Origin of the sequence: Rahnella perminowiae (assembly GCF_019049695.1) — a bacterium.
In the GTDB taxonomy this organism is placed as follows: Bacteria; Pseudomonadota; Gammaproteobacteria; order Enterobacterales; family Enterobacteriaceae; genus Rahnella; species Rahnella perminowiae.
Genome location: NZ_JAFMOT010000182.1, coordinates 15,869 through 41,924 on the forward strand (window position 1 = coordinate 15,869; position 26,056 = coordinate 41,924).

Annotated in this window: 19 protein-coding genes; 11 read left to right on the forward strand and 8 right to left on the reverse strand. The window is 51.3% G+C overall.

The features are described 5' to 3' along the window. Positions 1-156 precede the first annotated feature (156 nt). From J1781_RS16685 to J1781_RS16695, 3 genes are all read left to right on the forward strand, one after another. Complete coding sequence (locus J1781_RS16685; protein ID WP_013574842.1) at positions 157-339, forward strand: Trm112 family protein; 183 nt, start codon at positions 157-159, stop codon at positions 337-339. Next, positions 336-1,094 carry a 3-deoxy-manno-octulosonate cytidylyltransferase gene (gene kdsB / locus J1781_RS16690; RefSeq protein WP_129952495.1) on the forward strand — a complete coding sequence of 253 codons (759 nt, stop codon included), beginning with the start codon at positions 336-338 and terminating at the stop codon, positions 1,092-1,094. Before J1781_RS16685 ends, kdsB begins: the two co-directional genes overlap by 4 nt. A gap of 195 nt (positions 1,095-1,289) precedes the next feature. Continuing rightward, a complete protein-coding gene (locus tag J1781_RS16695; RefSeq protein WP_129952496.1) occupies positions 1,290-2,183 on the forward strand; it encodes a YcbJ family phosphotransferase in 894 nt (297 codons plus the stop codon). Here the strand turns inward: J1781_RS16695 and elyC are convergent. Continuing rightward, positions 2,176-2,964 carry an envelope biogenesis factor ElyC gene (elyC, locus tag J1781_RS16700; RefSeq protein WP_217139097.1) on the reverse strand — a complete coding sequence of 263 codons (789 nt, stop codon included), beginning with the start codon at positions 2,962-2,964 and terminating at the stop codon, positions 2,176-2,178. The two genes, J1781_RS16695 and elyC, sit on opposite strands and share 8 nt — an antisense overlap. Before the next feature lie 156 nt (positions 2,965-3,120). On the opposite strand from elyC, the gene cmoM reads away from it, so the two are divergent. From cmoM to J1781_RS16735, 7 genes are all read left to right on the forward strand, one after another. Continuing rightward, positions 3,121-3,906 (forward strand): tRNA uridine 5-oxyacetic acid(34) methyltransferase CmoM, encoded by a 786-nt coding sequence (gene cmoM, locus J1781_RS16705; RefSeq protein ID WP_129952498.1) that lies wholly within the window; start codon positions 3,121-3,123, stop codon positions 3,904-3,906. Then, the gene (gene mukF / locus J1781_RS16710; protein ID WP_129952499.1) at positions 3,903-5,225 is read left to right on the forward strand and encodes a chromosome partition protein MukF; all 1,323 of its coding nucleotides are present in this window, start codon (positions 3,903-3,905) and stop codon (positions 5,223-5,225) included. The genes cmoM and mukF overlap by 4 nt, the downstream gene beginning before the upstream one ends. After that, a complete protein-coding gene (gene mukE / locus J1781_RS16715; protein ID WP_129952500.1) occupies positions 5,206-5,937 on the forward strand; it encodes a chromosome partition protein MukE in 732 nt (243 codons plus the stop codon). The genes mukF and mukE overlap by 20 nt, the downstream gene beginning before the upstream one ends. After that, positions 5,934-10,382 carry a chromosome partition protein MukB gene (mukB, locus tag J1781_RS16720; RefSeq protein WP_217233906.1) on the forward strand — a complete coding sequence of 1,483 codons (4,449 nt, stop codon included), beginning with the start codon at positions 5,934-5,936 and terminating at the stop codon, positions 10,380-10,382. Before mukE ends, mukB begins: the two co-directional genes overlap by 4 nt. 362 nt (positions 10,383-10,744) lie before the next feature. Next, a complete protein-coding gene (gene ldtD / locus J1781_RS16725; protein ID WP_129991190.1) occupies positions 10,745-12,595 on the forward strand; it encodes a L,D-transpeptidase LdtD in 1,851 nt (616 codons plus the stop codon). 178 nt (positions 12,596-12,773) lie between these two features. Next, positions 12,774-13,325: a peptidoglycan L,D-endopeptidase MepK gene (locus tag J1781_RS16730; RefSeq protein ID WP_129952503.1), complete on the forward strand. Its 552-nt coding sequence runs from the start codon at positions 12,774-12,776 to the stop codon at positions 13,323-13,325. Between the two features lie 51 nt (positions 13,326-13,376). After that, positions 13,377-14,024 carry an MBL fold metallo-hydrolase gene (locus J1781_RS16735; protein ID WP_129952504.1) on the forward strand — a complete coding sequence of 216 codons (648 nt, stop codon included), beginning with the start codon at positions 13,377-13,379 and terminating at the stop codon, positions 14,022-14,024. A gap of 84 nt (positions 14,025-14,108) precedes the next feature. On the opposite strand, the gene J1781_RS16740 is transcribed toward J1781_RS16735, so the two are convergent. From J1781_RS16740 to pncB, 4 genes are all read right to left on the reverse strand, one after another. Beyond that, positions 14,109-15,299, reverse strand: coding sequence for an amino acid aminotransferase (locus J1781_RS16740; RefSeq protein WP_129952505.1), 1,191 nt, complete (start codon positions 15,297-15,299; stop codon positions 14,109-14,111). A 242-nt stretch (positions 15,300-15,541) separates the two neighbouring features. Further along, positions 15,542-16,690 carry a porin OmpC gene (gene ompC, locus J1781_RS16745; RefSeq protein ID WP_269154561.1) on the reverse strand — a complete coding sequence of 383 codons (1,149 nt, stop codon included), beginning with the start codon at positions 16,688-16,690 and terminating at the stop codon, positions 15,542-15,544. A gap of 300 nt (positions 16,691-16,990) precedes the next feature. Next, on the reverse strand, positions 16,991-18,391 hold the full coding sequence (gene asnS / locus J1781_RS16750; protein ID WP_129952506.1) for an asparagine--tRNA ligase: 1,401 nt from the start codon (positions 18,389-18,391) through the stop codon (positions 16,991-16,993). A 257-nt stretch (positions 18,392-18,648) separates the two neighbouring features. Continuing rightward, positions 18,649-19,854 (reverse strand): nicotinate phosphoribosyltransferase, encoded by a 1,206-nt coding sequence (gene pncB / locus J1781_RS16755; protein ID WP_217233907.1) that lies wholly within the window; start codon positions 19,852-19,854, stop codon positions 18,649-18,651. Between the two features lie 696 nt (positions 19,855-20,550). On the opposite strand from pncB, the gene pepN reads away from it, so the two are divergent. Next, positions 20,551-23,166 (forward strand): aminopeptidase N, encoded by a 2,616-nt coding sequence (pepN, locus tag J1781_RS16760; RefSeq protein WP_217233908.1) that lies wholly within the window; start codon positions 20,551-20,553, stop codon positions 23,164-23,166. Between the two features lie 99 nt (positions 23,167-23,265). On the opposite strand, the gene ssuB is transcribed toward pepN, so the two are convergent. Genes ssuB through ssuD form a run of 3 tightly spaced genes read right to left on the reverse strand, consistent with a single transcriptional unit; the run spans position 23,266 to position 26,002 of the window. Further along, positions 23,266-24,048, reverse strand: a complete 783-nt coding sequence (gene ssuB, locus J1781_RS16765; RefSeq protein WP_217219069.1) for an aliphatic sulfonates ABC transporter ATP-binding protein — start codon at positions 24,046-24,048, stop codon at positions 23,266-23,268. Beyond that, the gene (ssuC, locus tag J1781_RS16770; RefSeq protein ID WP_129952510.1) at positions 24,045-24,836 is read right to left on the reverse strand and encodes an aliphatic sulfonate ABC transporter permease SsuC; all 792 of its coding nucleotides are present in this window, start codon (positions 24,834-24,836) and stop codon (positions 24,045-24,047) included. Before ssuC ends, ssuB begins: the two co-directional genes overlap by 4 nt. Before the next feature lie 11 nt (positions 24,837-24,847). Beyond that, a complete protein-coding gene (gene ssuD, locus J1781_RS16775) occupies positions 24,848-26,002 on the reverse strand; it encodes an FMNH2-dependent alkanesulfonate monooxygenase (RefSeq protein ID WP_129952511.1) in 1,155 nt (384 codons plus the stop codon). Positions 26,003-26,056 lie beyond the last annotated feature (54 nt).

Here is a 26,056-nt window from a genome sequence, read left to right on the forward strand (position 1 = left end):
AAAACGTAACTTTTTGAGGCCGTATTTGAGGATCAGTGAGAATTAACGTGAGGTGCGGCGTTATGCTATTCTCTTGAACCGCTATGTTGTGTTTCCAATGCTTTTTTGCGTTGCACCTTGCTGAAAATGCGGTGTATTCGCCTCCGGGAGGAATTTATGGACCACCGTTTGCTTGAAATCGTTGCGTGCCCCGTCTGTAACGGGAAGCTTTACTTTAATAAAGAGTCGCAGGAATTAGTGTGTAAGGCAGATAGCCTGGCTTATCCTGTGCGTGAGGGGATTCCCGTATTATTAGAAAACGAGGCCCGACCGCTTTCTGTTGATGAGACACACCCATGAGTTTTGTTGCCATCATCCCGGCCCGCTTCGGGTCAAGCCGTTTACCGGGTAAGCCGTTGGCCGATATCAACGGTAAACCTATGGTTGTGCATGTGATGGAGCGTGCACTGGAGTCCGGGGCTAAACGTGTAATTGTTGCGACAGATCATCCTGACGTTGTGGCGGCGGTTGAAGCTGCTGGCGGTGAAGTTTGCCTTACACGAGCTGACCATCAGTCAGGCACCGAACGTCTGGCTGAAGTGATCGAGGTATGTCACTTTGCTGATGATGAAATCATCGTCAATGTGCAGGGTGATGAGCCGCTGATCCCGCCTGTTATTATCCGTCAGGTGGCGGATAATCTGGCAAACAGTGAAGCAGGAATGGCGACACTGGCTGTGCCGATTGAAACAGCGGAAGAAGCGTTTAACCCGAATGCGGTAAAAGTGGTTCGGGATGCCAAAGGCTATGCCATGTATTTTTCCCGTGCTGCCATTCCGTGGGAACGTGAACGTTTTGCCGTGTCGAAAGAAACAGTCGGTGATGTCTTCCTCCGTCATATCGGTATTTATGCTTACCGTGCCGGTTTCATTCGCCAGTATGTGAAATGGGAACCGACTAAACTGGAGCACATTGAATTACTCGAACAACTCCGGGTACTGTGGTACGGTGAAAAAATCCACGTTGATGTAGCGAAGGCCATTCCTTCTGTGGGTGTTGATACCGCTGAGGATCTGGAACGTGTGCGCGTGATTTTGGGCCATAAAAATTCCTGATCCGACAAGGTATAAGTGCTCATAAAAGCGGAATGTTCCGGCATTCCGTTTTGTCATTTCTGTTCTCTTTTCGTTTTGCGTACTGCCTTCCTGTTTCTGTCCTGACTATCCGGTTTTTATTTGATCTGACACGGGGTAATCCTTTCCTGAAGCTTTCATCATAAACGTTAATTTATTTGTCACTGCGAACACGTTATGGAACAGCTAAAAGCCGAATTGAGTATTGTGCTGGGCGAGCGTTTATCCCGTCTCGAATGTGTCAGTGAGCAGCCTTATGCGCATCTTTTCTCTCTCTATGATGAGCAGGGTTATGCGATGCCATTGATGGCGAAGAGTTTTGTCTGTCAGGGAATCGCCGGGCAGGAGGCTTATAAATTATCCATGCTGGCACGGGAAGGCGTGGTACGGGTGCCGGCGGTTTATGGCATGGTCACCACGCATCAGAAACCGTATCAGGAAATCTTGCTCATTGAGCGTCTGCGCGGCGTATCGGCGGAAGCACCAACACGTACTCCTGAGCGCTGGCAAATACTGCAGGAGCAAATTGTCGAGGCGATGCTGGCGTGGCACCGGATTGACAGTCACGGTTGTGTCGGTTCGGTAGACAGCACTCAGGAAAATCGCTGGGAAAATTGGTACCCGCAGAGGATCGAAGTATTGTGGGCAACGTTATCCCATTTACAGGCCCCTGAACTCACCCCTGAAGATCGTACGCTGCTTTTCCGTTCCCGTGCCTGTATCCCTGCGTTGTTTGAAGGATTTGACGATACACCGGTATTGGTTCACGGTAATCTTTCGCTACGCAGCATGCTCAAAGATCCGCGCAGCGATCAGTTACTGGCGATGATTAATCCCGGCACCGTGTTATGGGCGCCGCGCGAGTTTGATCTCTTCAGATTGTGGGAAAAAGGAATGAGCGAGCAACTGCTGTTTGGTTATCTCCACAAAGCACCCGTTTCGGAAACGTTCCTTGCCCGTCGCTGGTTGTATCTGGTGTGGGAATCTGTCGCACATCTGATCCATACCGGCAAGCTCGATCGCCGTCAGTTCGATTATGCACGACAACAACTGTTGCCGTGGCTTAACTGAGCGGCTTCGCAGCGGGTGCCGGCAGTGTCATCCATTGCCATATGCGCCCCAGCGTTTCATACCATGCCCGCTCACTGTGAGACAGGAACAGTGCCTGTGGTAATGCTTTTTCCCACGGATTGAGCGGGGAATCTATCGCAAGTTGATTTGCCGGTGCCGGAATAGGATTCAGTCCCAGTTGCCGGAAAAAAATAATCGCCCGCGGCAGATGATTAGCCGATGTCACCAGCACAAAGGGCTGCTCTCCCAGCATTTCTTTCACCTGTAAAGCTTCCTGATGTGTATCCCGTGGCCTGTCGAGTAAAATAATATCGCTTTGCGGCACACCTAAACTCTCCGCCACTTTTCCGGCAACCGCAGCGCTGCTCACCGGATTGGTCATGGCCCGCGCACCGGTGAAGATCATTTTCGAACCGGGGTTTGCCCGGTAAATGCGGATCCCTTCGGCCACGCGAGGAAGACTGTTACTGATGAGATTAGAACTCGGTGCCCACGCCGGATTATAGGTATAACCCCCACCCAGTACGACGACATATTTTACCGGCGCATGGCCGTCAGCCTGATAAGTCGGGTAGACCGATTCAATGGGGCGGAGCAGGTTATCCGCCACAGGTTGCAGGCTGAGCAGCAACAGAAGCAGCCAACTCAGTGAAAAAAACACTTTTCCGGTTTTTTGCCACCGGGTTATCCACAGCAATACCAGTGCTATCGCCATGAGAAGCAGAATAAATGGCAGAGGTAATAGCAGGCCTCCCAGCGTCTTTTTTAGGGTAAATAACATCAGAAACCGATCCTTTTGGGTGAAAAAACGACATCCGGGCGTGAATCCGCGTCAGGATGATTTATTCTATGCCAGCCTGTGCCAAAATAGCACTTCACCCGGCATTGCCGCACAGCCATCATTCACCAAATTGTTTTCAGAAGCAGGGTTCATTTCATGCAGGATCGTAATTTCGACGATATGGCCGAGAAATTCTCGCGCAATATCTACGGCACAACAAAGGGACGTATCCGTCAGGCTGTGCTGGGTCAGGATTTGCATGATTTATTACAGACTTTGCCTCAGCGGCCATTGCGTATCCTTGATGCGGGCGGCGGGGAAGGACAAATGGCCTGCGAACTGGCTGCTTTAGGACATAAGGTCTTGTTGTGTGATCTTTCCGGTGAGATGATCCGGCGCGCTGAGGCTGCTGCGCTGGAAAAAGGTGTGAGCAACAACATGCAATTTGTACAATGTCCGGCTCAGAATATCGCCGAACATTTGGAACAACCGGTTGATCTGATATTGTTCCATGCGGTCATCGAATGGCTGGCAGAGCCACAGCAGGCAATGGCTGCGCTGGTAGATTGCCTGGCACCGGGCGGGGCATTATCGCTGATGTTTTACAATATCCACGGTCTGGTCATGCGGCATATGATCCTCGGCAATTTCGGTCATGTTGAAGCCGGTGTGCCAAAAATCAAAAAAAGCTCCCTGCTACCCGATCATCCACTGGAACCGGCTCAGGTTTATCAGTGGCTGGAAGAACTTGGAATGCAGATCAGCGGCAAGACCGGTGTTAGAGTGTTCCATGATTATTTGCGAAACAGACAACAACATAAACAGGATTTTGACGAGCTTCTGGCGCTGGAGCAGCGTTATTGCCGCCAGGAACCTTTTGTTAGTTTGGGACGTTACATCCACGTGATGGCGCACAAACCCATTCTGAAGGACGAATTATGAGCGAATTTTCCCAGACTGTACCCGAACTGGTCGCCTGGGCACGAAAAAATGATTTCTCAATTTCGCTGCCAACGGAGCGGCTGGCTTTTCTTCTGGCGATTGCCACATTAAACAGCGAGCGCCTTGATGGGGAAATGAGTGAGGGTGAACTGGTCGATGCATTTCGTCACGTCAGCAAGGGATTTGAGCAGACAAACGAAACCATCACCGTACGTGCCAATAATGCCATCAATGACATGGTGCGTCAGCGTTTGCTCAACCGTTTCGTCAGTGAACTGGCTGACGGTAATGCTATCTATCGCCTGACGCCTTTGGCGATCGGCATTTCAGATTATTACATCCGCCAGCGTGAATTCTCTACGTTGCGGTTGTCTATGCAATTGTCGATTGTGGCGCAGGAACTCAAGCGTGCGGCGGATGCAGCCGAAGAGGGTGGCGATGATTTCCACTGGCATCGCAATGTTTACGCGCCACTGAAATACTCCGTTGCTGAAATTTTTGACAGCATCGATATGACGCAAAGGGTCATGGACGAACAGCAGCAGGGCGTGAAAGATGACATTGCCGCGTTGCTGAATAAAGACTGGCGCGCGGCAATTTCCAGTTGTGAAATCCTCCTGTCAGAAACCTCGGGCACGCTGCGTGAATTGCAGGATACGTTAGAAGCCGCCGGTAACCTGTTACAGGCGCATCTTATGCGTATTCAGGATGCCACGATGGTCGAACTCGATTTGAGCTTTGTCGACAAACTGGTTTTCGACTTGCAGAACAAACTCGACCGTATTACCAGCTGGGGTCAGCAGGCAATTGACCTGTGGATTGGCTATGACCGCCATGTGCATAAATTTATCCGTACCGCCATCGATATGGATAAAAACCGGGTGTTTGCGCAACGTCTGCGCCAGTCGGTGCAGAACTACTTTGATCAGCCGTGGACGCTGACGTTCGCCAATGCCGATCGTCTGCTGGATATGCGTGATGAAGAACTGGCCCTGCGTAGCGAAGAAGTGACCGGCGAACTTCCGCCAGATCTTGAGTTTGAAGAGTTTAACGAAATCCGCGAACAACTTGCGGCATTGATTGAACAGGCCTTACAGGTTTATCAGCAACAAAAAACGCCGCTCAATCTGGGCATGGTAATGCGCGAATACCTTAAACAGTATCCGCGTGCCCGACATTTTGATGTCGCGCGAATTGTGGTCGACCAGGCCGTGCGCCTTGGTGTGGCTGAAGCAGATTTTTCAGGATTGCATGCTGAATGGCAGGCAATCAATGATTACGGAGCCAAGGTGCAGGCCCATGTCATCGACAAATATTGAACACATAATGCCAGCTAAGCTGGCGCAGGCACTGGCAAACTCAGTGTTTCCTGCTCTCGACAGTCAGCTGCGTTCTGGCCGTCATATTGGCATTGATGAACTGGATAACCATGCTTTTCTGATGGATTATCAGGAAGAAATGGAACTCTTTTACAGCCGCTACAATGTGGAATTAATCCGGGCACCGGAAGGTTTTTTCTATCTGCGTCCGCGCTCGACCACGCTTATCCCGCGTTCAGTGTTATCTGAACTGGATATGATGGTGGGGAAAATTCTTTGCTATTTGTATCTGAGCCCGGAACGTCTGGCGCATGAGGGGATTTTTACTCAGCAGGAACTGTACGACGAATTACTGAGCCTGGCGGATGAAAGTAAATTACTCAAATACGTCAATCAGCGCTCAACCGGCTCAGATTTGGATCGCCAGAAGTTGCAGGACAAAGTTCGTACGTCGCTCAATCGCCTGCGCCGTCTGGGTATGGTGTATTTCATGGGTGTTGACAGCAGCAAGTTCCGTATCACCGAAGCGGTATTCCGTTTTGGTGCGGATGTCCGCAGCGGCGATGATGCGCGCGAAGCACAGTTGCGGATGATCCGCGACGGTGAAGCGATGCCTGTCGACAGCGCGCTGTCACTGAATGACGAAAGTGAGGACGGCGAACCGCTGGCAGGGCAGCAAGGGCATGAGAGCGCAGAGGATGAACAGGAATGATTGAACGCGGTAAATTTCGCTCACTGACGCTGGTTAACTGGAACGGGTTCTTCGCCCGTACGTTTGACCTTGATTCACTGGTCACCACGCTTTCCGGCGGCAACGGGGCGGGTAAATCCACCACAATGGCGGCTTTCGTCACCGCCCTGATCCCCGATCTGACGTTACTGCATTTCCGTAACACAACGGAAGCGGGCGCCACCTCCGGTTCACGTGATAAAGGTCTGCACGGTAAATTACGTGCGGGTGTCTGTTACTCGGTTCTGGATGTGGTGAACTCGCGTCACCAGCGCATTGTTGTGGGGGTTCGCCTGCAGCAGGTCGCCGGCCGTGACCGTAAAGTCGATATCAAACCTTTCACCATTCAGGGTTTGCCGGTTGCGGTGAATCCGACAGAAATGCTGACCGAGACGGTCGGCGAACGTCAGGCCCGCGTGCTGCCTTTGCAGGAGCTGAAAGATCGCGTTGAGGCAATGGAAGGCGTACAGTTCAAGCAGTTCAACTCCATTACTGATTATCATGCCCTGATGTTTGATCTGGGTGTGATTCCGCGTCGTTTACGTTCAGCATCCGACCGCAGTAAATTTTATCGTCTGATTGAAGCCTCACTTTACGGCGGTATTTCCAGTGCCATCACTCGTTCCCTGCGCGACTATTTGTTGCCGGAAAACAGTGGTGTGCGTAAAGCTTTCCAGGATATGGAAGCGGCGCTGCGTGAAAACCGCATGACGCTGGAAGCGATCCGCGTGACGCAATCTGACCGCGATCTGTTTAAGCATCTGATTTCTGAAGCAACGTCTTACGTAGCCGCAGACTATATGCGTCATGCCAATGAGCGCCGCATTCATCTCGATGGTGCGCTTGTGCTGCGTAATGATTTGTTTAGCAGCCGCAAGCAGTTATCCGGCGAACAATATCGTCATGTCGAAATGGCGCGTGAGCTGGCCGAACAAAGTGGTTCGCAAAGCGATTTGGAAACCGATTATCAGGCCGCCAGCGATCATCTGAGTCTGGTTCAGACGGCGATGCGTCAGCAGGAAAAAATCGAGCGTTATGAAAGTGACCTCGAAGAGCTGACGTATCGTCTGGAAGAGCAGAACGAAGTGGTGGCCGAAGCCAGCGAGCAGCACGCCGAATATGAAGCACGCGCTGAGGCCGCTGAACAGGAAGTGGATGAGCTGAAAAGCCAGCTGGCCGATTACCAGCAGGCGCTGGATGTTCAGCAGACCCGTGCGATCCAGTATCAGCAGGCGTTACAGGCCATTGAACGTGCGCGCGACTTGTGTCAGATCCCCGATCTGAGCATTCAGAATAGCGAAACATGGCTGGAAACGTTCCAGGGCAAAGAACAGGAAGCCACTGAAATCCTGTTGATGCTGGAACAGAAGATGAGTGTTGCTTCTGCCGCCCATAATCAGTTTGAAACCGCTTATCAGTTGGTGGTGAAAATCGCCGGTGAAGTGAGCCGCAGTGAAGCCTGGCAGACGGCACGTGAATTACTGCGTGACTGGTCTTCCCGGCAGCATCAGGCTGAGCGTGTCGAACCGCTGCGCATGCGGTTGTCCGAACTTGAAGGCCGCCTGCGTGAGCAGCAGGATGCTGAGCGTCAGCTGCAGGAATTCTGCAAACGTACGGGGCAGGATGTGCACCCTGAAGATCTGGACGAAATGCAGCGTGAGCTGGAAGTTCAGATTGAAGAATTACAGGGTGTGGTGTCGCAGGCAGGTGAACGTCGCATGGAAATGCGCCAGGAGCTTGAACGTGTCCAGTCGCGCATTCGTGAACTGACCGCCCGTGCCCCCGTCTGGCTGGCCGCGCAGGAAGCACTCAGTCAGTTAAGCGAGCAAAGTAAGGAACCGCTGGAAAGCAGCCAGCAGGTGACCGAATACATGCAGCAACTTCTGGAAACGGAACGCGAAACGACAGTTGAGCGTGACGAAGTGGCTGCCCGCAAACGTCGCATTGAAGGGCAAATTACCCGCCTCAGCCAGCCGAGTGGTGCGGAAGATTCCCGCATGATCGCGCTGGCAGAACGTTTCGGTGGCGTATTGTTGTCGGAAATTTACGACGATGTCACCATCGACGATGCGCCTTACTTCTCCGCATTGTATGGTCCGTCCCGTCACGCAATTGTGGTACCTGATTTATCTCTGATCCGCGACCAACTTGACGGTCTGGATGATTGCCCGGAAGATCTCTATCTCATCGAAGGGGATCCGCAGTCATTTGATGACAACGTGTTCGAAGTGGAAGAAATGCAGGGTGCGGTACTGGTTAAAACGGGTGATCGTCAGTGGCGTTATTCTCACTTCCCGCAAGTGCCGTTGTTTGGCCGTGCGGCGCGTGAGAACCGTCTGGAAACCCTGCATAAAGAACGCGAAAGCCTGTCAGAACGTTATGCGACATTGTCGTTTGATGTGCAGAAAATTCAGCGCGCACATCAGGCGTTCAGCCGCTTTATCGGCAGCCATTTAGCCGTGGCGTTCGATGCCGATCCTGAAGCTGAAATCCGTACCCTGAGCGGACGCCGCGGTGAGCTGGAACGCGCCATTAATGCGCATGAAGGCCAAAATCAGCAACAGCGCCAGCAATATGAGCAGGCGAAAGATGCTATCGGCATGCTCAATAAATTGCAGCCGCGTGTCGGTTTGCTATGCGATGAGACGCTGATTGATCGGGTCGAAGAAATTCGTGAAGAGATGGAAGAGGCGCAGGATTGCGCCCGTTTCATTCAGCAGCACGGTGTTTCACTGAGCAAGCTGGAACCGCTGGTATCGGTGCTGCAAAGCGACCCGGAACAGCATGAGCAACTGAAAGAAGATTACGCCCAGGCGCAGCATGTACAGCGACTGGCGAAGCAGCAGGCATTTGCCCTGACCGAAGTGGTTCAGCGCCGTGCTCACTTCAGTTATACCGACTCTGCCGGTATGCTCAATGAAAACAGCGACCTGAATGATAAACTGCGTCAGCGTCTGGAACATGCGGAAGCAGAACGTACACGCGCCCGTGAACAAATGCGTCAGCATCAGACGCAACTGACGCAGTACAGTCAGGTTCTGGCCTCGCTGAAAAGTTCGTTCGATGCCAAACGCGATATGCTCAAGGAACTGAGTCAGGAATTACAGGATATCGGCGTTCAGGCGGATGCCAATGCGGAAGCACGCGCCAAAACCCGCCGTGACGAACTGCACAGCGCGCTCAGTACTAACCGTGCGCGCTGTAATCAGCTTGAAAAGCAAATCACCTTCTGCGAAGCAGAAATGGATAACCTGCAGAAGAAACTGCGCAAACTTGAGCGTGATTATCATCAGAGCCGCGAACAGGTTGTGACCGCAAAAGCGGGCTGGTGTGCGGTGATGCGTTTGGTGAAAGACAATGGTGTTGAACGCCGTCTGCACCGCCGTGAGCTGGCTTATATGGATGGCGACGAACTGCGTTCCATGTCAGATAAATCCCTGGGTGCACTGCGTCTGGCGGTGTCTGATAACGAACATCTGCGCGATGTGCTGCGTCTGTCCGAAGATCCGAAACGCCCTGAGCGCAAAATCCAGTTCTATATCGCCGTCTATCAGCATCTGCGCGAACGTATCCGCCAGGATATTATTCGTACCGATGATCCGGTTGAAGCGATTGAACAGATGGAAATCGAGCTGGGACGTCTGACCGAAGAGCTGACAGCCCGTGAGCAACAACTGGCGATCAGTTCCCGCAGCGTGGCAAATATCATCCGCAAAACCATTCAGCGCGAACAAAATCGTATTCGTCAGCTTAACCAGGGGCTGCAGGCAGTGGCGTTTGGTCAGGTGAAAAGCGTCCGTCTGAATGTGAACGTGCGTGAAGCGCATGCGGGACTGCTGGATGTGCTTTCTGAACAGCAGGAACAGCATCAGGACCTGTTCAGCAGCAACCGTCTGACTTTCTCGGAGGCGCTGGCGAAACTCTATCAGCGTCTGAACCCGCAAATTGATATGGGTCAGCGCACACCGCAAACTATTGGCGAAGAACTTCTGGATTACCGCAACTATCTCGAAATGGAAGTGGAAGTAAACCGGGGTTCGGATGGCTGGCTGCGCGCAGAAAGCGGGGCGCTGTCAACAGGTGAAGCGATCGGTACCGGTATGTCGATTCTGGTAATGGTTGTTCAGAGCTGGGAAGATGAGTCGAGCCGTATGCGAGGAAAGGATATTTCGCCTTGTCGTCTGCTGTTCCTCGATGAAGCCGCGCGTCTGGATGCGAAATCTATTGCCACACTGTTTGAGCTTTGCGACCGTCTGGAAATGCAACTGATTATCGCAGCACCGGAAAACATCAGCCCGGAAAAAGGGACGACGTATAAACTGGTGCGTAAAGTCTTTGGCAATAATGAGCATGTACACGTCGTTGGTTTGCGTGGATTTGCCGCTGAACAGCCTGCTCTGGTCAATACGGAAGCTGACGTTTCCTGATTATTTTCAGATAAAACAGCTGATTGATTTTAAAAGCCCCGGCCTATGATCGCCGGGGCTTTTTATTAGAATTACCCCCATTTCACTTATATTTGTTTAAAAAACAGTGATGCTCTAAATACCGCGCAAGGCAAAGCTAAAGTGTTGTGTAATTTATAGGCGAATGCTTAAAAACAACTCATAAACACGTAACGGAAGGCTTTATTTAAACTGACAGCTGACTTAGAGTCTTTACGTGACATGCGGGCTCTATTTCATTGAGTTCCTACGCAAAAAAAGAATTCTCTTTATATACTTAATCCAAGAGCTGCAGGCTCAGTTTTGGGGATGAAATTGGGCACCTTATCGGGAGGCAAGGGAAGATGTTAATGAATCAAAGGTCTCTCAGGTTTTTAGTCGCCAGCTGCTTGCTGGCGGGCGGTCTGTCACCGTGGTTGGCTGCATGGGCTACCGTGCCCACACTGCCATTAGGAAAAACGACACTGTCAAGTGTGCAGAGCATGAGTCAGTTGCAGGCAGAATTATTGCCCAGAGGCATCCGGCCGTTGTATCTGTCTTCTCTGTCTTCGCTTTATGCTGCAAATCATATGCAGCCCATGTGGAACGATCGCCAAACCGTTCAGATATTCCAGCAGCAGTTGGCCGAACTGGCCATATCTGGTATCCAGCCTCAGTTCACGCAATGGGTGAAATGGCTGACGGATCCGCAAGTCACCGGCATGGCCCGTGACGTCGTGTTATCAGATGCGATGCTGGGTTATTTACAGTTTACGAGCAGCGTGGAAGCCAACGGGGATAAGTGGTTATACAGTTCCACGCCTTACAAAATGACGACGCCATCACTGACGGTGATTAATCAATGGCAGCTGGCTGTGCGTCAGGGCAATACGTCACACTATTTGTCGACTCTCGCGCCACAGCATCCTTATTACACCAAGATGCATGATGCGTTGAAGACCATGCTGGCGGATAATCGTCCCTGGCCGGTCATGACAGGATCAGCCAGTTTGCGGCCGGATCAGATCAGTGACGATGTCCCGGCTTTGCGGGAGATCCTGACCCGCACCGGTATGATGGTCGCATCGCCTGAAGAGAACAGGGTGCCTAAACCGACAGATGAAACCATCGCTCCGGACACGCCGGGAAGCGCGGCAAATGACGATCTGTCTGTTGATGAAACCGCCGATAAGGCCCAGCAATCGACGCCAGCCGTCAGCCCTTCTGCAACATCAGTACAAGATGTTCTGCCAACGGTTCAGTCGACAGAAGCGCCAGCAACTCACCCGCCGGTTGCTGTTGCTCACAATCAGTACACGCCGGATTTAGTGGAGGCCGTTAAACGTTTTCAAAAATGGCAGGGACTGGAAGCTGACGGTATTATTGGCGGACGTACCCGTCAGTGGCTGAACGCCTCTCCGCAATTGCGTGCGACCTTACTGGCGCTGAATATTCAGCGCCTGCGCATTCTCCCTGGCAATGTGAACACCGGCATCATGGTGAATATTCCAAACTATCAGCTCACCTATTATCTCAATGGTAATGAAGTGTTGTCGTCACGGGTGATTGTCGGGCGTCCAAGTCGTAAAACGCCATTAATGAGCAGTGCGCTGAATAATGTGGTAGTCAATCCGCCATGGAATGTGCCTACTACGTTAATACGTGAAGATATCGTGCCTAAAGCCATGAATAATCCCGGTTACTTCCAGCAACATGGCTATCAGGTGCTGTCCGGCTGGAGTAATGATGCGGAAGTGATTGATCCTGCAATGATTGACTGGGCAATGGTATCGCCTAACCATTTCCCATATCGCATCCGTCAGGCACCAGGCGTGAGCAATTCCCTCGGTCGGTATAAATTTAATATGCCGAGTTCTGATGCTATTTATCTGCATGACACGCCAAATCATAATCTGTTCAGCAAAGATATTCGTGCGCTGAGTTCAGGTTGTGTGAGGGTGAATAAGGCGTCTGAATTAGCCAATATGTTATTGCAGGATGCGGGCTGGAATGACACGCGGATCTCTTCAACATTGCAGGGTGGTAATACCACGTATGTAGCGATACGCCATCACATACCGGTAAAACTGTTTTATCTGACGGCGTGGGTCGCAGATGACGGTAAGCCTCAGTTCAGAACAGATATTTACAATTATGATTCAACGGTGAGATCCGGCGCACAAATCCTGCCTCAGGCAGAAATTTTGCTTCAATAAATGCAGTAAATCTAATCTGATAAGGGTCAGAGTATTTGGCCATCGGACGAGCGTGAGCCACTGGCACGCTCGTTTTGCTTATATGGGTCCCCTTGACTCGCAGAAAATTGGCAGTTAAGGTTCAAAACGGCTCAGATCAGAGCTTTTTTTGACTCTCTTACCGGATAGTAAACTGTTCATGAATGAAATCGACACACATCGCCGTAAATGGCTGGCATTAGGCAGTGCCGCTATGGGGATTGCATTACTTCCAGGTCGTGCATTCGCCACTCTTTCCACACCTCGTCCGCGTATTTTAGTGGTTAACAATATAAATACCGGCGAAACCCTCAAAACCGAGTTTTTTGATGGAAAGCGTTACAACAAGGATGAGTTGGCCCGGTTGAATCATCTGTTCAGAGACTATCGTGCGGAAAAGGTAAAATCGATCGATCCCGCGTTGTTCGATCATCTCTATCGTTTGCAGGTGATGCTCGGCGGAACCAATAAACCGGTCCAGCTGATTTCGGGTTACCGCTCACTGGCGACAAACAACAGCATGCGTGAGCCAGGAAGCGGGGTAGCGAAGCACAGTTATCACACCCTCGGGCAGGCAATGGATTTCCACATCCAGGGCATCGAACTGAGCAATATCCGCAAAGCCGCATTAAAAATGCGGATGGGTGGTGTAGGATATTATCCACGAAGTAACTTTGTGCACATCGATACCGGTCCCGCGCGGACCTGGTGATGTGTGTTATTAATGGCCTGCCGGAATGTGCAGGCCATTTTGTGGAGCTCTATGAAAATCCATTTAATTACCGTCACGGCGTTCAGCCAAAACTGTTCACTGATTTGGTGTGTTAAAACCAATCAGGCTGCTATTGTCGATCCGGGCGGTGAAGCCGCAAGGATCATCCAGGAAGTTTCTGCCAAAGGTGTATTGGTTACGCAAATTTTGCTGACTCACGGTCATCTTGATCACGTAGGAGCAGCGGCAGAGCTGGCTGCTCACTATCAGGTACCGGTTATCGGTCCTCAGAAAGAAGATCAATTCCTGCTGGATGCGCTGCCCACCCAAAGCCAGATGTTTGGCCTCGACCATTGTGATCCGTTGACGCCAGATACCTGGCTGGAAGAAGGGGATTCAGTGAATGTCGGCGAGGAAATCTTATCCGTGCTGCATTGCCCGGGCCATACGCCGGGGCATATTGTCTTCATCAATGATAAAGCGCGAATTGCCGTTTCCGGTGATGTGATATTTAAAGGTGGCGTAGGCCGCAGTGATTTCCCGCGTGGTGACCATCAGGCGCTTATTCATTCCATCAAAACGAAATTATTGCCGCTCGGCGATGACATGGTATTTATTCCCGGCCATGGCCCGATGTCGGATTTTGGTTATGAGCGTAGAACCAATCCGTTCCTGCAGGATGAAATGCCGGTCTGGTGATGACGTTTGCTGTTTATCAGCAAAAACAAAAAGCCCGTCAGTCCACCTGACGGGCTTTTTTAATTGAGCAACACCACTTATCTTTTAGAGTACCGCGACGATGGCTTCACACAGCGGTGCCATGTTTTCGAGTGTAATGCCAGCAACGTTAATACGGCCAGAGTTGACTGCATACACGCCGAACTCATCGCGTAACCGCAATACCTGCTCTTTGGTCAGGCCGCTGAAAGAGAACATCCCGTTCTGATTGATAATAAAGCTGAAATCTTGCTGAGCGCCTTTTTCCTGCAAGGTACTGACGAACAGCTGACGCATACGATGAATACGCAGACGCATATCGCTCAGCTCCTGCTCCCACAGTGTGCGCAAAGCTTCGTTACCCAAAATCGTGGCTACCACCGCAGCACCGTGTGACGGTGGGTTGGAGTAGTTAGCACGGATAACCGATTTCATTTGACTGAAGGCGCGATCGGCGGTTTCTTCATCGGCCGCAACTAATGTACAAGCGCCCACGCGTTCATTGTATAACCCGAAGTTTTTCGAATAAGAGCTGGCGACCAGTAATTCCTTGTGTGTTTCCACGAACAGACGCAGACCGGCCGCATCCTCTTCCAGACCTTTTGCAAAGCCCTGATAAGCGAAATCGAACAACGGTAACCAGCCGTTGCTCACAGACAATTCTGCCAGTTGTGCCCATTGTTCCTGAGTAGGATCGATACCGGTTGGGTTGTGGCAGCAACCGTGGAACAGTACCACGTCGCCTGCTTTAGCTTCGCTCAGACTTTTCAGCATGCCATCGAAATCAAGGCTGTGATTGACGGCATCATAGTAGTGGTATTCCATGACTTCCAGACCTGAAGCAGAGAACACGCCTTTATGGTTCGGCCAGCTTGGATTGCTTACCCACACGCGCCTGGCGCTGGTTTGCGTAGCGATGAAATCTGCTGCGATACGCAGAGCGCCAGTGCCGCCCGGAGTCTGCGCGGTACGTGCCCGTTTATCAGCAATAATCGCGCTGTCCTGGCCAAACAGCAGTTCCTGTGTGCAATGTGCAAAATCAGGCAACCCGTCAATACTCAGATAGGTTTTAGTAGATTCATTTTCCAACAGAAATTGTTCGGCTTTCTTCACGCTGGCCAGAACCGGCGTTTTACCTGTTTCGTCTTTATAAACACCAATCCCCAGATTTATTTTATCTGAGCGATCGTCAGCGCGGAAAAGATCGGTAAGACCCAGAATAGGATCAGCAGGTGCTGCAGTGATTTTTTCAAACATGTCGGAAAATTCCATAGCCTGATATGACGAAAGAGGGCTTCAGGGTAACGCCAGCGCCCCCGTTTGCCAACCGTTTGCGGCAAAAAGAAAGCAGAGTTGTGAGAAGGCGTGGGAGATTAAAATAATTTATGGGCGAGGGTGGAAAAACGATATTTTCAAACATACACAAATGCAAAAGGCAGAGCCGAAGCTCTGCCTTGATATCCACTTTGCTACGCCCGTAAGCGCATCGTTAAGCGATATTAGAACTGGTATTGCAGACCAACACCCACAACATCATCGGTAGAAACACCAGCGGTACGGGTATAGCTGTTGTCGTCCAACAGGTTGATTTTGTAGTCAACATAGGTAGACATGTTTTTGTTGAAGTAGTAGTAAGTACCAACTTCTACGTATTTAACCAAGTCAGCATCACCGCCTGCAAAGCCAGTACCCAACGCATTAAGATCTTTACCTTTGGACTGCAGGTAAGCAATGGAAGGACGCAGGCCGAAATCAAACTGGTATTGCGCTACAACTTCAAAGTTTTGAGTTTTGTTAGCAACTTGGTTGAAGTCTCCGCCATAGATGGTGGTGTTCTCGGATTCACCGTAGAATGCTGCCAGGTACAGGTTGTTAGCGTCATATTTCGCGCCCAATGCATATGCGGAAGCTTTGTCACCGTTACCATCAAGTTTCTGAGAGTTAGTACGGTTAGATGAGAAGTAAGCACCACTTACGCTAACGCCAGAGTTGCCGATAGCATAAGCTACCGAAGAACCCCAACCGTCACCATTCTGGTCTTTAGTTGCACTTCCTGGAACACCCAAGTCGGTACCATCAGCAGCAAAGTCATGGCCATCACGATCGTTTTGGTTTTTGCCCTGGTACTGTACTGCGAAGCTCAGGCCGTCAACCAGACCGAAGAAGTTGCTGTTACGGTAAGTTGCCATGCCATTACCACGACCAATCATGAAGTTGTCGTTGTTCTGGTACATAGTGTCATCGCCATAGATTGGCAATTGGTCGGTGTAGGACATTACGTCGTAGATTACGCCGTAGTTACGACCGTAGTCGAAAGAACCTGCATCACCGAATTTCAGACCTGCGAAGCCCAGACGCGTTTTGTTGCCTTCGTCGCCAGCGCTTTCTGCGTGGTTAGCCTGAACGTTGTATTCCCACTGGCCGTAACCGGTCAGTTGGTCAGTAATTTGAGTTTCGCCTTTGAAGCCGAAACGGACATAGGTCTGGTCGCCATCGTCGCCAGCATTGTCAGAGAAGGTGTGACGGGCGTCAACTTTACCGTACAGATCCAGTTTGTTGCCATCTTTGTTATAGATCTCAGCTGCATTAGCTGCACCAGCAACTAACAGAGCAGGGATTACCACTGCAAGAATATTGCGCTTCATCATTATTATTACCCTCATTGGTTTTATTTGGACACCTGCCACTGCCTTAAATAATTCTTTACGGAACTATTCGCGAAAGTTTGGTGTCTCCTGTGTCTGAACGCACTATTCCATCCGTGGTGAGCTTAATCCATAGCGAAAATGCTACTAAATTACTAAATATGTTTCAGTTGGAAAAAATGTATTTCAAAATGTGTATTTTACGGAACTTTGTGACAGGGATCTATCTTTGAAAATGACTAAGGCCAGCAAAGCTGGCCTTAGTTTTGTAACTATTCTGTTAATTAAAAATATTTTAATTAATTAGAAGGTTGCATTACGTGGGGTACGCGGGAACGGGATCACGTCACGCACGTTTTGAACACCGGTCACATAGGCGACTAAACGTTCAAAACCGAGGCCGAAACCTGAATGCGGAACAGTACCGTAGCGACGAAGATCGCGATACCACCAGTAATCTTCTTTATTCAGTCCCATTTCAGCCATACGGGCGTCCAGAACATCCAGACGTTCTTCACGCTGAGAGCCACCAATAATCTCGCCGATGCCCGGAGCCAGAACATCCATTGCTGCGACGGTTTTACCATCTTCATTCATACGCATATAAAAAGCTTTAATATCTTTCGGATAGTTTTTAACCACTACCGGCGCTTTGAAATGCTGTTCTGCAAGATAACGTTCATGCTCAGAAGAAAGATCGACGCCCCATGAAACCGGGTTTTCGAATTTCTGACCACAATTCATTAATATTTCTACTGCGTCGGTATAGTCCACCTGGGCGAAATCGGATGTTACAAATCGCTCCAGGCGCGCAACAGCATCTTTGTCTACACGGTCAGCGAAAAAGGCCATATCATCTGCACGTTCGTCTAAAACGGCTTTGAAAACATATTTAAGCATATTTTCGGCCAGTGCTGCGATGTCATCCAACGTGGCAAATGCGACTTCCGGTTCTACCATCCAGAATTCCGCAAGGTGACGGCTGGTGTTAGAGTTTTCTGCACGGAAAGTCGGACCGAAGGTATAAACTTTTGACAGCGCACAGGCATAAGTTTCGCCGTTCAGCTGGCCGGACACCGTCAGGAATGCTTCTTTGCCGAAGAAATCTTCGCTGAAGTCAATTTCGCCTTTGTCGGTACGCGGCAGGTTTTGCAAGTCCAGGGTGGATACGCGGAACATCTCACCTGCACCTTCGGTATCGGAGGCCGTGATCAGCGGTGTGGATACCCAGAAATAACCGTTTTCATGATAGAAACGGTGAATGGCCTGGGAGAGGGTGTTGCGCACACGGGCAACAGCACCGATCAGGTTGGTGCGCGGGCGAAGGTGAGCCACTTCACGCAGGTATTCGATGCTGTGGCGTTTTGCCGCCATCGGATATGTATCAGGGTCATCCACCCAGCCAACAACTTTGACGGCAGTTGCCTGCAGCTCAAAACTCTGGCCTTCGCCAGGTGAGGCGACAACAGTACCGGTCACTTCTACTGAACAACCCGTCGTCAGACGTAATACATCTTCCTGATAATTGGGCAGAGAATTATTGATGACGGCCTGTAAAGGATTAAAGCAGGAGCCGTCATAAACGGCGACGAATGAGATACCAGCTTTAGAATCTCTCCGGGTACGTACCCAACCGCGTACGGTGACTTCACTGTCAACCGCAGCACGGCCTTGCAGTACGTCGACTACAGGCACAACGCTCATAGATTTCTCTCTTTCTTTATATATGTTGGCTAAGAAATATTGGACACCCTGTAAATAGGGATTTTGCTATGTTACTTAGGCTTTCTCAGGACACAAGCAGAAATCGTCGTCAGCGGCCAAGAATTGTGGCGCAAATGCAGGGAACGGGGGCAAATATTGAGAGGGTGAATAAAAGCCGAGCAGAATTAGATCGCAACTATATAAAGGAAAGAAATCCGAATAAAGCGCCGGATGCATTTCCGGCACTTTAGGGAGAGTCAGGAAGCTTTTTTCACCAGCGGCAGATCGAAAGCTTTACGCAGGGCCTGAACAAAAGCTTTATCCTGACACATTGTTTTGCCCGGGCTGTCCGAAAGTTTCGCGACAGGTTTGCCATTGCACTGCACCAGCTTAATGACAATATTCAGCGGCTTCACGTCCGGAATATTACATGTCAGGCGCGTACCAATTCCGAATATCAGATTCACCCGTTGATGGAAATGGCGATACAGATGTAACGCTTTGTCCAGATCAAGATTGTCGGAGAACACCAGCGTTTTGGTCATCGGGTCGATATCCAGAGACTGATAATGCGCTATCGCTTTTTCGCCCCATTCAAACGGATCCCCGGAATCATGGCGCAGCCCCTGGTAGGCATGAGCGAATTTGCTGCCGAAATCACGCAGGAAAGCATCCATCGTTATGCAGTCGGTGAGGGCAACTCCCAGTTGATCCGGATATTCATCCAGCCAGGCCTGCAACGCCGCACGCTGGCTGTTAGCCAGCACCGGGCTGATTTGCTGATGCGCCTGGAACCATTCATGGGCTTGTGTGCCGACCGGTGTCAGCTGCAATTTATGTGCTAAATCGTAGTTACTGGTGCCGACCAGATAAGGGAATTCATTTTTCAGCGTGCTGACGATGGCTTCCTGAACGTCACCGGAAAAACGTCGACGCGTGCCAAAATCCATCAGACGGAACGCGCGGAGATCAATATCGGCAGCCTGTTGTTTAAAACTGGCGAGGTTTTTACGCAACTGATCCACCGCCATTTGCGCTGTTACGTGTGGTGAGCGCTGGCGATGGACAACCTCACTGATGACCGCGAGCAGCGGCACTTCCCACATGATCACTTCCCGCCACGGGCCCTCGATGCGCACATGTAAATGTCCGTTGCGATCGGAAACCATGACATGTTCAGGATTGTAGCGGAAGATTTTCAGCCAGTTCAGGTAATCCTCCGTGAAGAAAGGCAGACCTGAAAGGTAGGTGAACTCGTCGTCCGTCAGCGCCAGCTGACTCATCATCTGAATTTGCTGGCGGATCTCGCTGGCGTATTCGCCCAGCAGTTCATCACCACGACAACGGAACTCGGCCACGACGCTGATGTTGCGGTAGCGATGGTAGACTGCTTGCTGCATATGAAGCTTGTAGGCATCGGTATCTAACAGCGAAGTCAAAATCGGGGAGGCGTATGAAGTCATAGCGCGTTTACAGCATCCTCGTCAGAAACTGAGTGTTTGAACACAAACAACCGTTCCGTAAAAAAAACGTTCGGGATAAAACAGCAAAGTCTGTGAAGTATACCGTATTATCCCGTCAAAGAACCCTCATCACATCATAATTGTCAGGGACTGGTCGAGGCCTAAATGTGCTTAACCATAGGTAATATGGGCAATCTGGCGATTCCCCGGCTTAAAAAAAGCACAAATTGATTACAGAAATTTAATCAACCTGACATTAAGAAAGAAAAAACCGGGGCGATTAAACCCCGTTTTTCTTATGAGTTTTTTGCTACGTTTGTTCACGATAGTAAACGGCCGGAGGTTTTCCGGATAGGTATCGCGGGTTTTAGACCAGAAAATACCGGGGATCAGCATGACGATCGGCATGCTGAATATAATGAAGCTATACGAAAAATGTGCATGACAGTTGTGTCTCTGCGGGATGCGCCAAAACCACAGTTTTAGAGAAATTTCTGTGTTTTGGTTGAAAGGTGCGCATACGCACTCACAAACTGGCAACAATCTGGGATTTCCCGATGCCTGTGTTAGAGTTTAAAGATAAAAAAGTATGAAGGTCGTCCGGTGCGCTGTGCAGCCATTTGCTGGCTGACAGAACCTGCTTCATCAACTTATATCGTCATCACTCTTAACAACAGAAACGTCAAAAGGTTTTTTATGACTCAACTGCCACAAGCCAAATTCCGCCACGATTATCGTGCACCGGACTATACCATCACGGACATTGACCTTAATTTCGAGCTTGATGCACAGAAGACCCTTGTGACCGCCATCAGTCAGATTAAACGACAGGGCGCAGAAGGGGCTCCGCTGGTGCTCAACGGCGAAGATCTGACGCTTGTCAGCCTGAAAATTAACGGTCAGGACTGGCCGAAATATCAGCTCAAAGAAGGCGCGCTGGAAATCACCGGCCTGCCGGAAGCCTTTGAACTGGCGATTGTTAACGAAATTCATCCGGCGAAAAACACCGCACTCGAAGGATTGTATCTTTCCGGCGAAGCACTTTGTACGCAATGTGAAGCCGAAGGTTTCCGCCACATTACGTATTATCTGGATCGCCCGGATGTTCTCGCGCGTTTTACCACCCGCATTGTGGCGGATAAAGCCCGTTATCCGTATCTGTTGTCCAACGGCAACCGTATTGAACAGGGGGAGCTGGAAGGCGGTAAACACTGGATCAAATGGCAGGATCCGTTCCCGAAACCTTGTTACCTGTTCGCGCTGGTAGCCGGTGATTTTGATGTTTTGCGCGATTCCTTCAAAACCCGCTCCGGCCGCGATGTGGCACTGGAACTGTTTGTCGATCGCGGTAATCTGGATCGTGCGGACTGGGCCATGGAATCCCTCAAGCAATCCATGAAATGGGACGAAACCCGTTTCAATCTCGAATACGATCTCGACATCTTTATGATTGTCGCCGTTGATTTCTTCAACATGGGCGCGATGGAAAACAAAGGACTGAACGTCTTTAACTCCAAATACGTGCTGGCGAAAGCGGAAACCGCGACCGACAAAGATTACCTCGGTATCGAAGCAGTGATCGGCCACGAATATTTCCATAACTGGACCGGCAACCGCGTCACCTGCCGCGACTGGTTCCAGCTGAGCCTGAAAGAAGGCCTGACCGTATTCCGTGATCAGGAATTCAGCTCAGACCTGGGATCGCGCTCGGTTAACCGTATTGATAACGTCCGCGTAATGCGTGGCGCACAATTCTCCGAAGATGCCAGCCCGATGGCTCACCCGATTCGTCCGGAAAAAGTTATCGAAATGAACAACTTCTACACCCTGACGGTGTATGAGAAAGGTTCAGAAGTTATCCGTATGCTTCACACCCTGCTGGGCGAAGAGAAATTCCAGGCCGGGATGCAGCTGTATTTTGAGCGTCATGATGGCAGCGCGGCAACCTGTGACGATTTTGTGCAGGCGATGGAAGATGCCTCAAACGTTGATCTTTCTCTGTTCCGCCGCTGGTACAGCCAGTCCGGTACACCCGTACTGACCGTGCGTGACGATTATGACGTGGAAAAACAGCAGTACACCCTGACAGTCAGCCAGAACACCCCGGCAACGCCTGATCAGAATGAAAAACTGCCTCTGCATATTCCGCTGGATATTGAATTGTATGACCCGCAGGGCAATGTCATTGCGCTCAAGCAAAACGGTCAGACGGTCAGTAACGTGCTGAATGTCACTGAAGCGGAGCAAACGTTCATCTTTGACGACGTGGCATACCCGCCGGTGCCTTCTTTACTGCGTGAATTCTCTGCGCCGGTGAAGCTTGATTACAAATGGGGCGATCATCAGCTGACTTTCCTGATGAAATATGCGCGTAACGATTTTGCGCGATGGGACGCTGCACAAAGCCTGCTGGCAACCTACATCAAATTGAACGTGGCACGTCACCAGCAGAAACAGCCATTGTCTCTGCCGCTGCATGTCGCGGATGCGTTCCGTGCAGTATTGCTGGATGAGAATATCGATCCGGCGCTGGCGGCGCAGATCCTGACCCTGCCGTCTGAAAATGAAATCGCTGAACTGTTCGACATTATCGATCCGCAAGCGATCAGCGCCGTTCACGATGCCATCACCCGTTGTCTGGCCACCGAAATGGCGGATGAATTCCTGGCGGTTTACAACGCTAACCGTCTGCCTGCGTACCGCGTGGTGCATGAAGATATCGGTAAGCGTTCGCTGCGCAATACCTGTCTGCATTATCTGGCCTTTGCCGATGTGGCACTGGCTGACCAACTGATTAAAACTCAGTTTGAGCAGGCTGATAACATGACAGATTCGCTGGCGGCGATGTCTGCGGCAGTTTCCGCACAGTTGCCTTGCCGTGAATCACTGATGGCGGCTTACGATGAGCGCTGGCATCACGACGGTCTGGTCATGGATAAATGGTTTATCCAGCAGGCGACCAGCCCGGCAGCCGATGTACTGGAGAAAGTCCGTTCACTGCTTAACCACCGTTCATTCAGCATGGGCAATCCGAACCGGGTTCGTTCATTAATCGGTGCGTTTGCCTCGGCGAATCCTCGTGCATTCCACGCCACAGACGGCAGTGGCTATCAGTTCCTGACTGAAATGCTCACCGATCTTAATACCCGTAACCCGCAGGTGGCGGCGCGTATGATTGAGCCGTTGGTCCGTCTGAAGCGTTACGATCAGCACCGTCAGGCGCTGATGCGTCAGGCACTTGAACAACTGAAAGGGCTGGAAAATCTGTCCGGTGATTTATTCGAAAAAATCACCAAAGCGCTAGAGGCGTAATTGCCTGTTATGGCAAGCCTGTCAGAATAAACAGCAGCAAAGCAAAAGGGCGATGGAAACATCGCCCTTTTTTGGTTTTAGATCCACTGAAAGCTGAAATCAGTTCTGCGCGCGTTTCGCTTCCTGAGCTATATTTTGCGCAGTCTGTGGCGTCAGTACGCGTTCCAGCACTTCGGCCTCCAGTTCTGCCAGTCGTGCAGAACCTTTACGGCGCGGACGCGGTAAATCAACCGTTAAATCCATGCCAATCTGCCCCTGATCGATAAGGATCACGCGGTCAGCAACGGTCACGGCTTCGCTGACATCGTGCGTCACCAGCAGCACGGTGAAATCATGTTGCTGCCATAAGCGTTCAATCAGGCTTTGCATTTCGATGCGCGTTAGCGCATCCAGTGCACCCAGCGGTTCATCCAGCAATAACAGCCGGGGACGATGGATAAGTGCACGTGCCAGTGCCACACGTTGTTTCTGTCCGCCGGATAATGCCGACGGCCAGTCGTTGGCGCGATCTGCCAGCCCGACTTCTTCCAGCGCAGCCTGTGCGGCTTCACGCCACGGGCCTTTCAGGCCTAATCCTACGTTATCAATCACCTTCTTCCAGGGCAGCAGGCGGTCATCCTGAAACATCAGACGCGTATCTTCACGCACCTGACTCAGCGGTGCGCTGGCACTGAGCAATTCGCCTTGCGTGGTTTTCTCCAGTCCGGCCAGCAACCGCAACAGGGTGCTTTTGCCACAGCCGCTGCGCCCGACGACGGCGACAAACTGGCCGGGTGGTATGCGCAGATTGATATCGTTCAGCACGGCGCGGTTGCCGTATTTTTTTGTGATGCCGGACAGTGTCACCGGCGTGCCTTGCGGGATACGAGCGGGGGCATTCATGCGGCATCTCCTTGTTTCTTCTGATAAGCAGGGTGCCAGCGCAGCCAGACACTTTCCAGCAGGCGGGCAAGGACATCGGCCAGTTTGCCAAGAATGGCGTAAAGCACGATGGCGACAACCACGACGTCAGTTTGTAAAAACTCGCGGGCATTCATCGCCAGATAACCAATCCCGGAGTTCGCGGAAATGGTTTCAGCCACAATCAGCGTCAGCCACATAAACCCCAGCGCAAATCGTACGCCAACCATAATTGACGGTAACGCGCCCGGTAATACCACCTGAATAAACAATGGGAAACCGGAAAGCCCGTAGCTGCGCGACATCTCAAGCAGACCACGGTCAATATTGCGGATGCCGTGGTAGGTATTGAGATAAATCGGGAACAGCGTCCCCAGCGCCACCAGGAAAATCTTCGCGGACTCGTCAATGCCGAACCACAGGATCACCAACGGGATCAGCGCCAGATGTGGAATGTTTCGCAGCATTTGCAAAGAGCTGTCGAGCAGGCGCTCACCCCAGCGGGAAAGCCCGGTAATAAAGCCGAGCAGCAACCCGAGGCTGCCACCGATGGCGAAACCAGTCAGTGCGCGAAAGGTACTGATTTTCAGGTTCTGCCAAAGGTCACCGCTTTTGGCCAGCGTCCAGAAAGCTTCCACCACTGCGCTCGGTGCGGGCAGAATGCGGTTGGATAACCAGCCTGCTTCGACAGCCAGCTGCCAGCCACCGATCAAAACCACCGGCACCACCCACGGCGCTGCACGGTTCAGCCAGCGTTGTGTCGTTGTCATTTCTGCTCTCCTCAGTGCTGGCTGGCAGTGCGCTTGGTCGCAAAGTCATGAGCAACCAGTTCGCCACGCGGCAAGATGGCTTTCTTCACGGTACTGTCGTCTTCAGGTTTTGCCAGATCCAGATGCGGGAAAAGCAATTCACTGACGCGATACGCTTCTTCCAGATGCGGATAACCGGAGAAAATAAAGGTATCGATACCCAGATCTGCATATTCCTGCATACGTGCGGCGACTGTCGGCCCATCACCTACCAGCGCCGTTCCTGCTCCGGTACGGACCAGACCGATGCCGGCCCAGAGATTCGGGCTGATTTCCAGTTTGTTGCGGTCGCCGCCGTGCAATGCTGCCATCCGGTGCTGGCCGACGGAATCGGTTTTAGCGAAAGCTGCCTGGGCGCGTTGAATAGTTTCGTCATCCACGTTGGCGATCAGTTTGTCGGCAGCACGCCAGGCTTCTTCGGTAGTTTCACGTACAATTACGTGCAGTCGAATACCGAAACGCACGGTGCGGCCTTTTGCAGCCGCTTTGGCGCGGACCTGCTCAATTTTTTCTTTCACCAGCGCCGGAGGCTCGCCCCAGGTCAGATACAGTTCAACCTGCTCGGCAGCCAGATCCTGCGCTTCGTCAGAAGACCCGCCGAAATACAGTGGCGGACGAGGGTATTGGACCGGTGGATGCATCAGACTCGCGCCCTTTACCTGAATGTGTTTGCCTTCGTAATCGACGGTTTCGCCTTCCAGAACACGACGCCAGATACGGGTAAATTCCGCTGACGCTTCATAACGTTCCTTATGGTTGAGGTGTAAACCTTCTGCGGCCAGTTCAGCCGGATCACCACCCGTCACCAGATTAAACAGGGCGCGTCCCCCTGAAAGCCGGTCGAGCGTCGCGGCCTGACGGGCTGCCAGGGTAGGGGAAATAATGCCCGGGCGCAGTGCGACCAGAAATTTCAGCCGCTGCGTGACGGAGATCAGCGAGGCGGCTACCAGCCATGAATCTTCGCATGAACGGCCGGTCGGTAGCAGCACACCGCCGAAACCTAAGCGATCAGCCGCTTGCGCGATCTGTTGAAGATAACCGTGGTCGACGACGCGGGCTCCTTCTTCAGTGCCTAAATAGCGGCCATCGCCATGGGTAGGTAAAAACCAGAATACGTTCAGACTCATCTTTATGTTCCTCTCAAAGTTTGCGATTCGTTACCGCTCAGCGGCGGCTAAATA

Bases quoted from the DNA above. Each gene is read 5' to 3' on its own strand.
- J1781_RS16685 (WP_013574842.1), top strand. From the start codon at position 157: ATGGACCACCGTTTGCTTGAAATCGTTGCGTGCCCCGTCTGTAACGGG.
- kdsB (WP_129952495.1), top strand. From the start codon at position 336: ATGAGTTTTGTTGCCATCATCCCGGCCCGCTTCGGGTCAAGCCGTTTA.
- J1781_RS16695 (WP_129952496.1), top strand. From the start codon at position 1,290: ATGGAACAGCTAAAAGCCGAATTGAGTATTGTGCTGGGCGAGCGTTTA.
- elyC (WP_217139097.1), bottom strand. From the start codon at position 2,964: ATGTTATTTACCCTAAAAAAGACGCTGGGAGGCCTGCTATTACCTCTG.
- cmoM (WP_129952498.1), top strand. From the start codon at position 3,121: ATGCAGGATCGTAATTTCGACGATATGGCCGAGAAATTCTCGCGCAAT.
- mukF (WP_129952499.1), top strand. From the start codon at position 3,903: ATGAGCGAATTTTCCCAGACTGTACCCGAACTGGTCGCCTGGGCACGA.
- mukE (WP_129952500.1), top strand. From the start codon at position 5,206: ATGTCATCGACAAATATTGAACACATAATGCCAGCTAAGCTGGCGCAG.
- mukB (WP_217233906.1), top strand. From the start codon at position 5,934: ATGATTGAACGCGGTAAATTTCGCTCACTGACGCTGGTTAACTGGAAC.
- ldtD (WP_129991190.1), top strand. From the start codon at position 10,745: ATGTTAATGAATCAAAGGTCTCTCAGGTTTTTAGTCGCCAGCTGCTTG.
- J1781_RS16730 (WP_129952503.1), top strand. From the start codon at position 12,774: ATGAATGAAATCGACACACATCGCCGTAAATGGCTGGCATTAGGCAGT.
- J1781_RS16735 (WP_129952504.1), top strand. From the start codon at position 13,377: ATGAAAATCCATTTAATTACCGTCACGGCGTTCAGCCAAAACTGTTCA.
- J1781_RS16740 (WP_129952505.1), bottom strand. From the start codon at position 15,299: ATGTTTGAAAAAATCACTGCAGCACCTGCTGATCCTATTCTGGGTCTT.
- ompC (WP_269154561.1), bottom strand. From the start codon at position 16,690: ATGATGAAGCGCAATATTCTTGCAGTGGTAATCCCTGCTCTGTTAGTT.
- asnS (WP_129952506.1), bottom strand. From the start codon at position 18,391: ATGAGCGTTGTGCCTGTAGTCGACGTACTGCAAGGCCGTGCTGCGGTT.
- pncB (WP_217233907.1), bottom strand. From the start codon at position 19,854: ATGACTTCATACGCCTCCCCGATTTTGACTTCGCTGTTAGATACCGAT.
- pepN (WP_217233908.1), top strand. From the start codon at position 20,551: ATGACTCAACTGCCACAAGCCAAATTCCGCCACGATTATCGTGCACCG.
- ssuB (WP_217219069.1), bottom strand. From the start codon at position 24,048: ATGAATGCCCCCGCTCGTATCCCGCAAGGCACGCCGGTGACACTGTCC.
- ssuC (WP_129952510.1), bottom strand. From the start codon at position 24,836: ATGACAACGACACAACGCTGGCTGAACCGTGCAGCGCCGTGGGTGGTG.
- ssuD (WP_129952511.1), bottom strand. From the start codon at position 26,002: ATGAGTCTGAACGTATTCTGGTTTTTACCTACCCATGGCGATGGCCGC.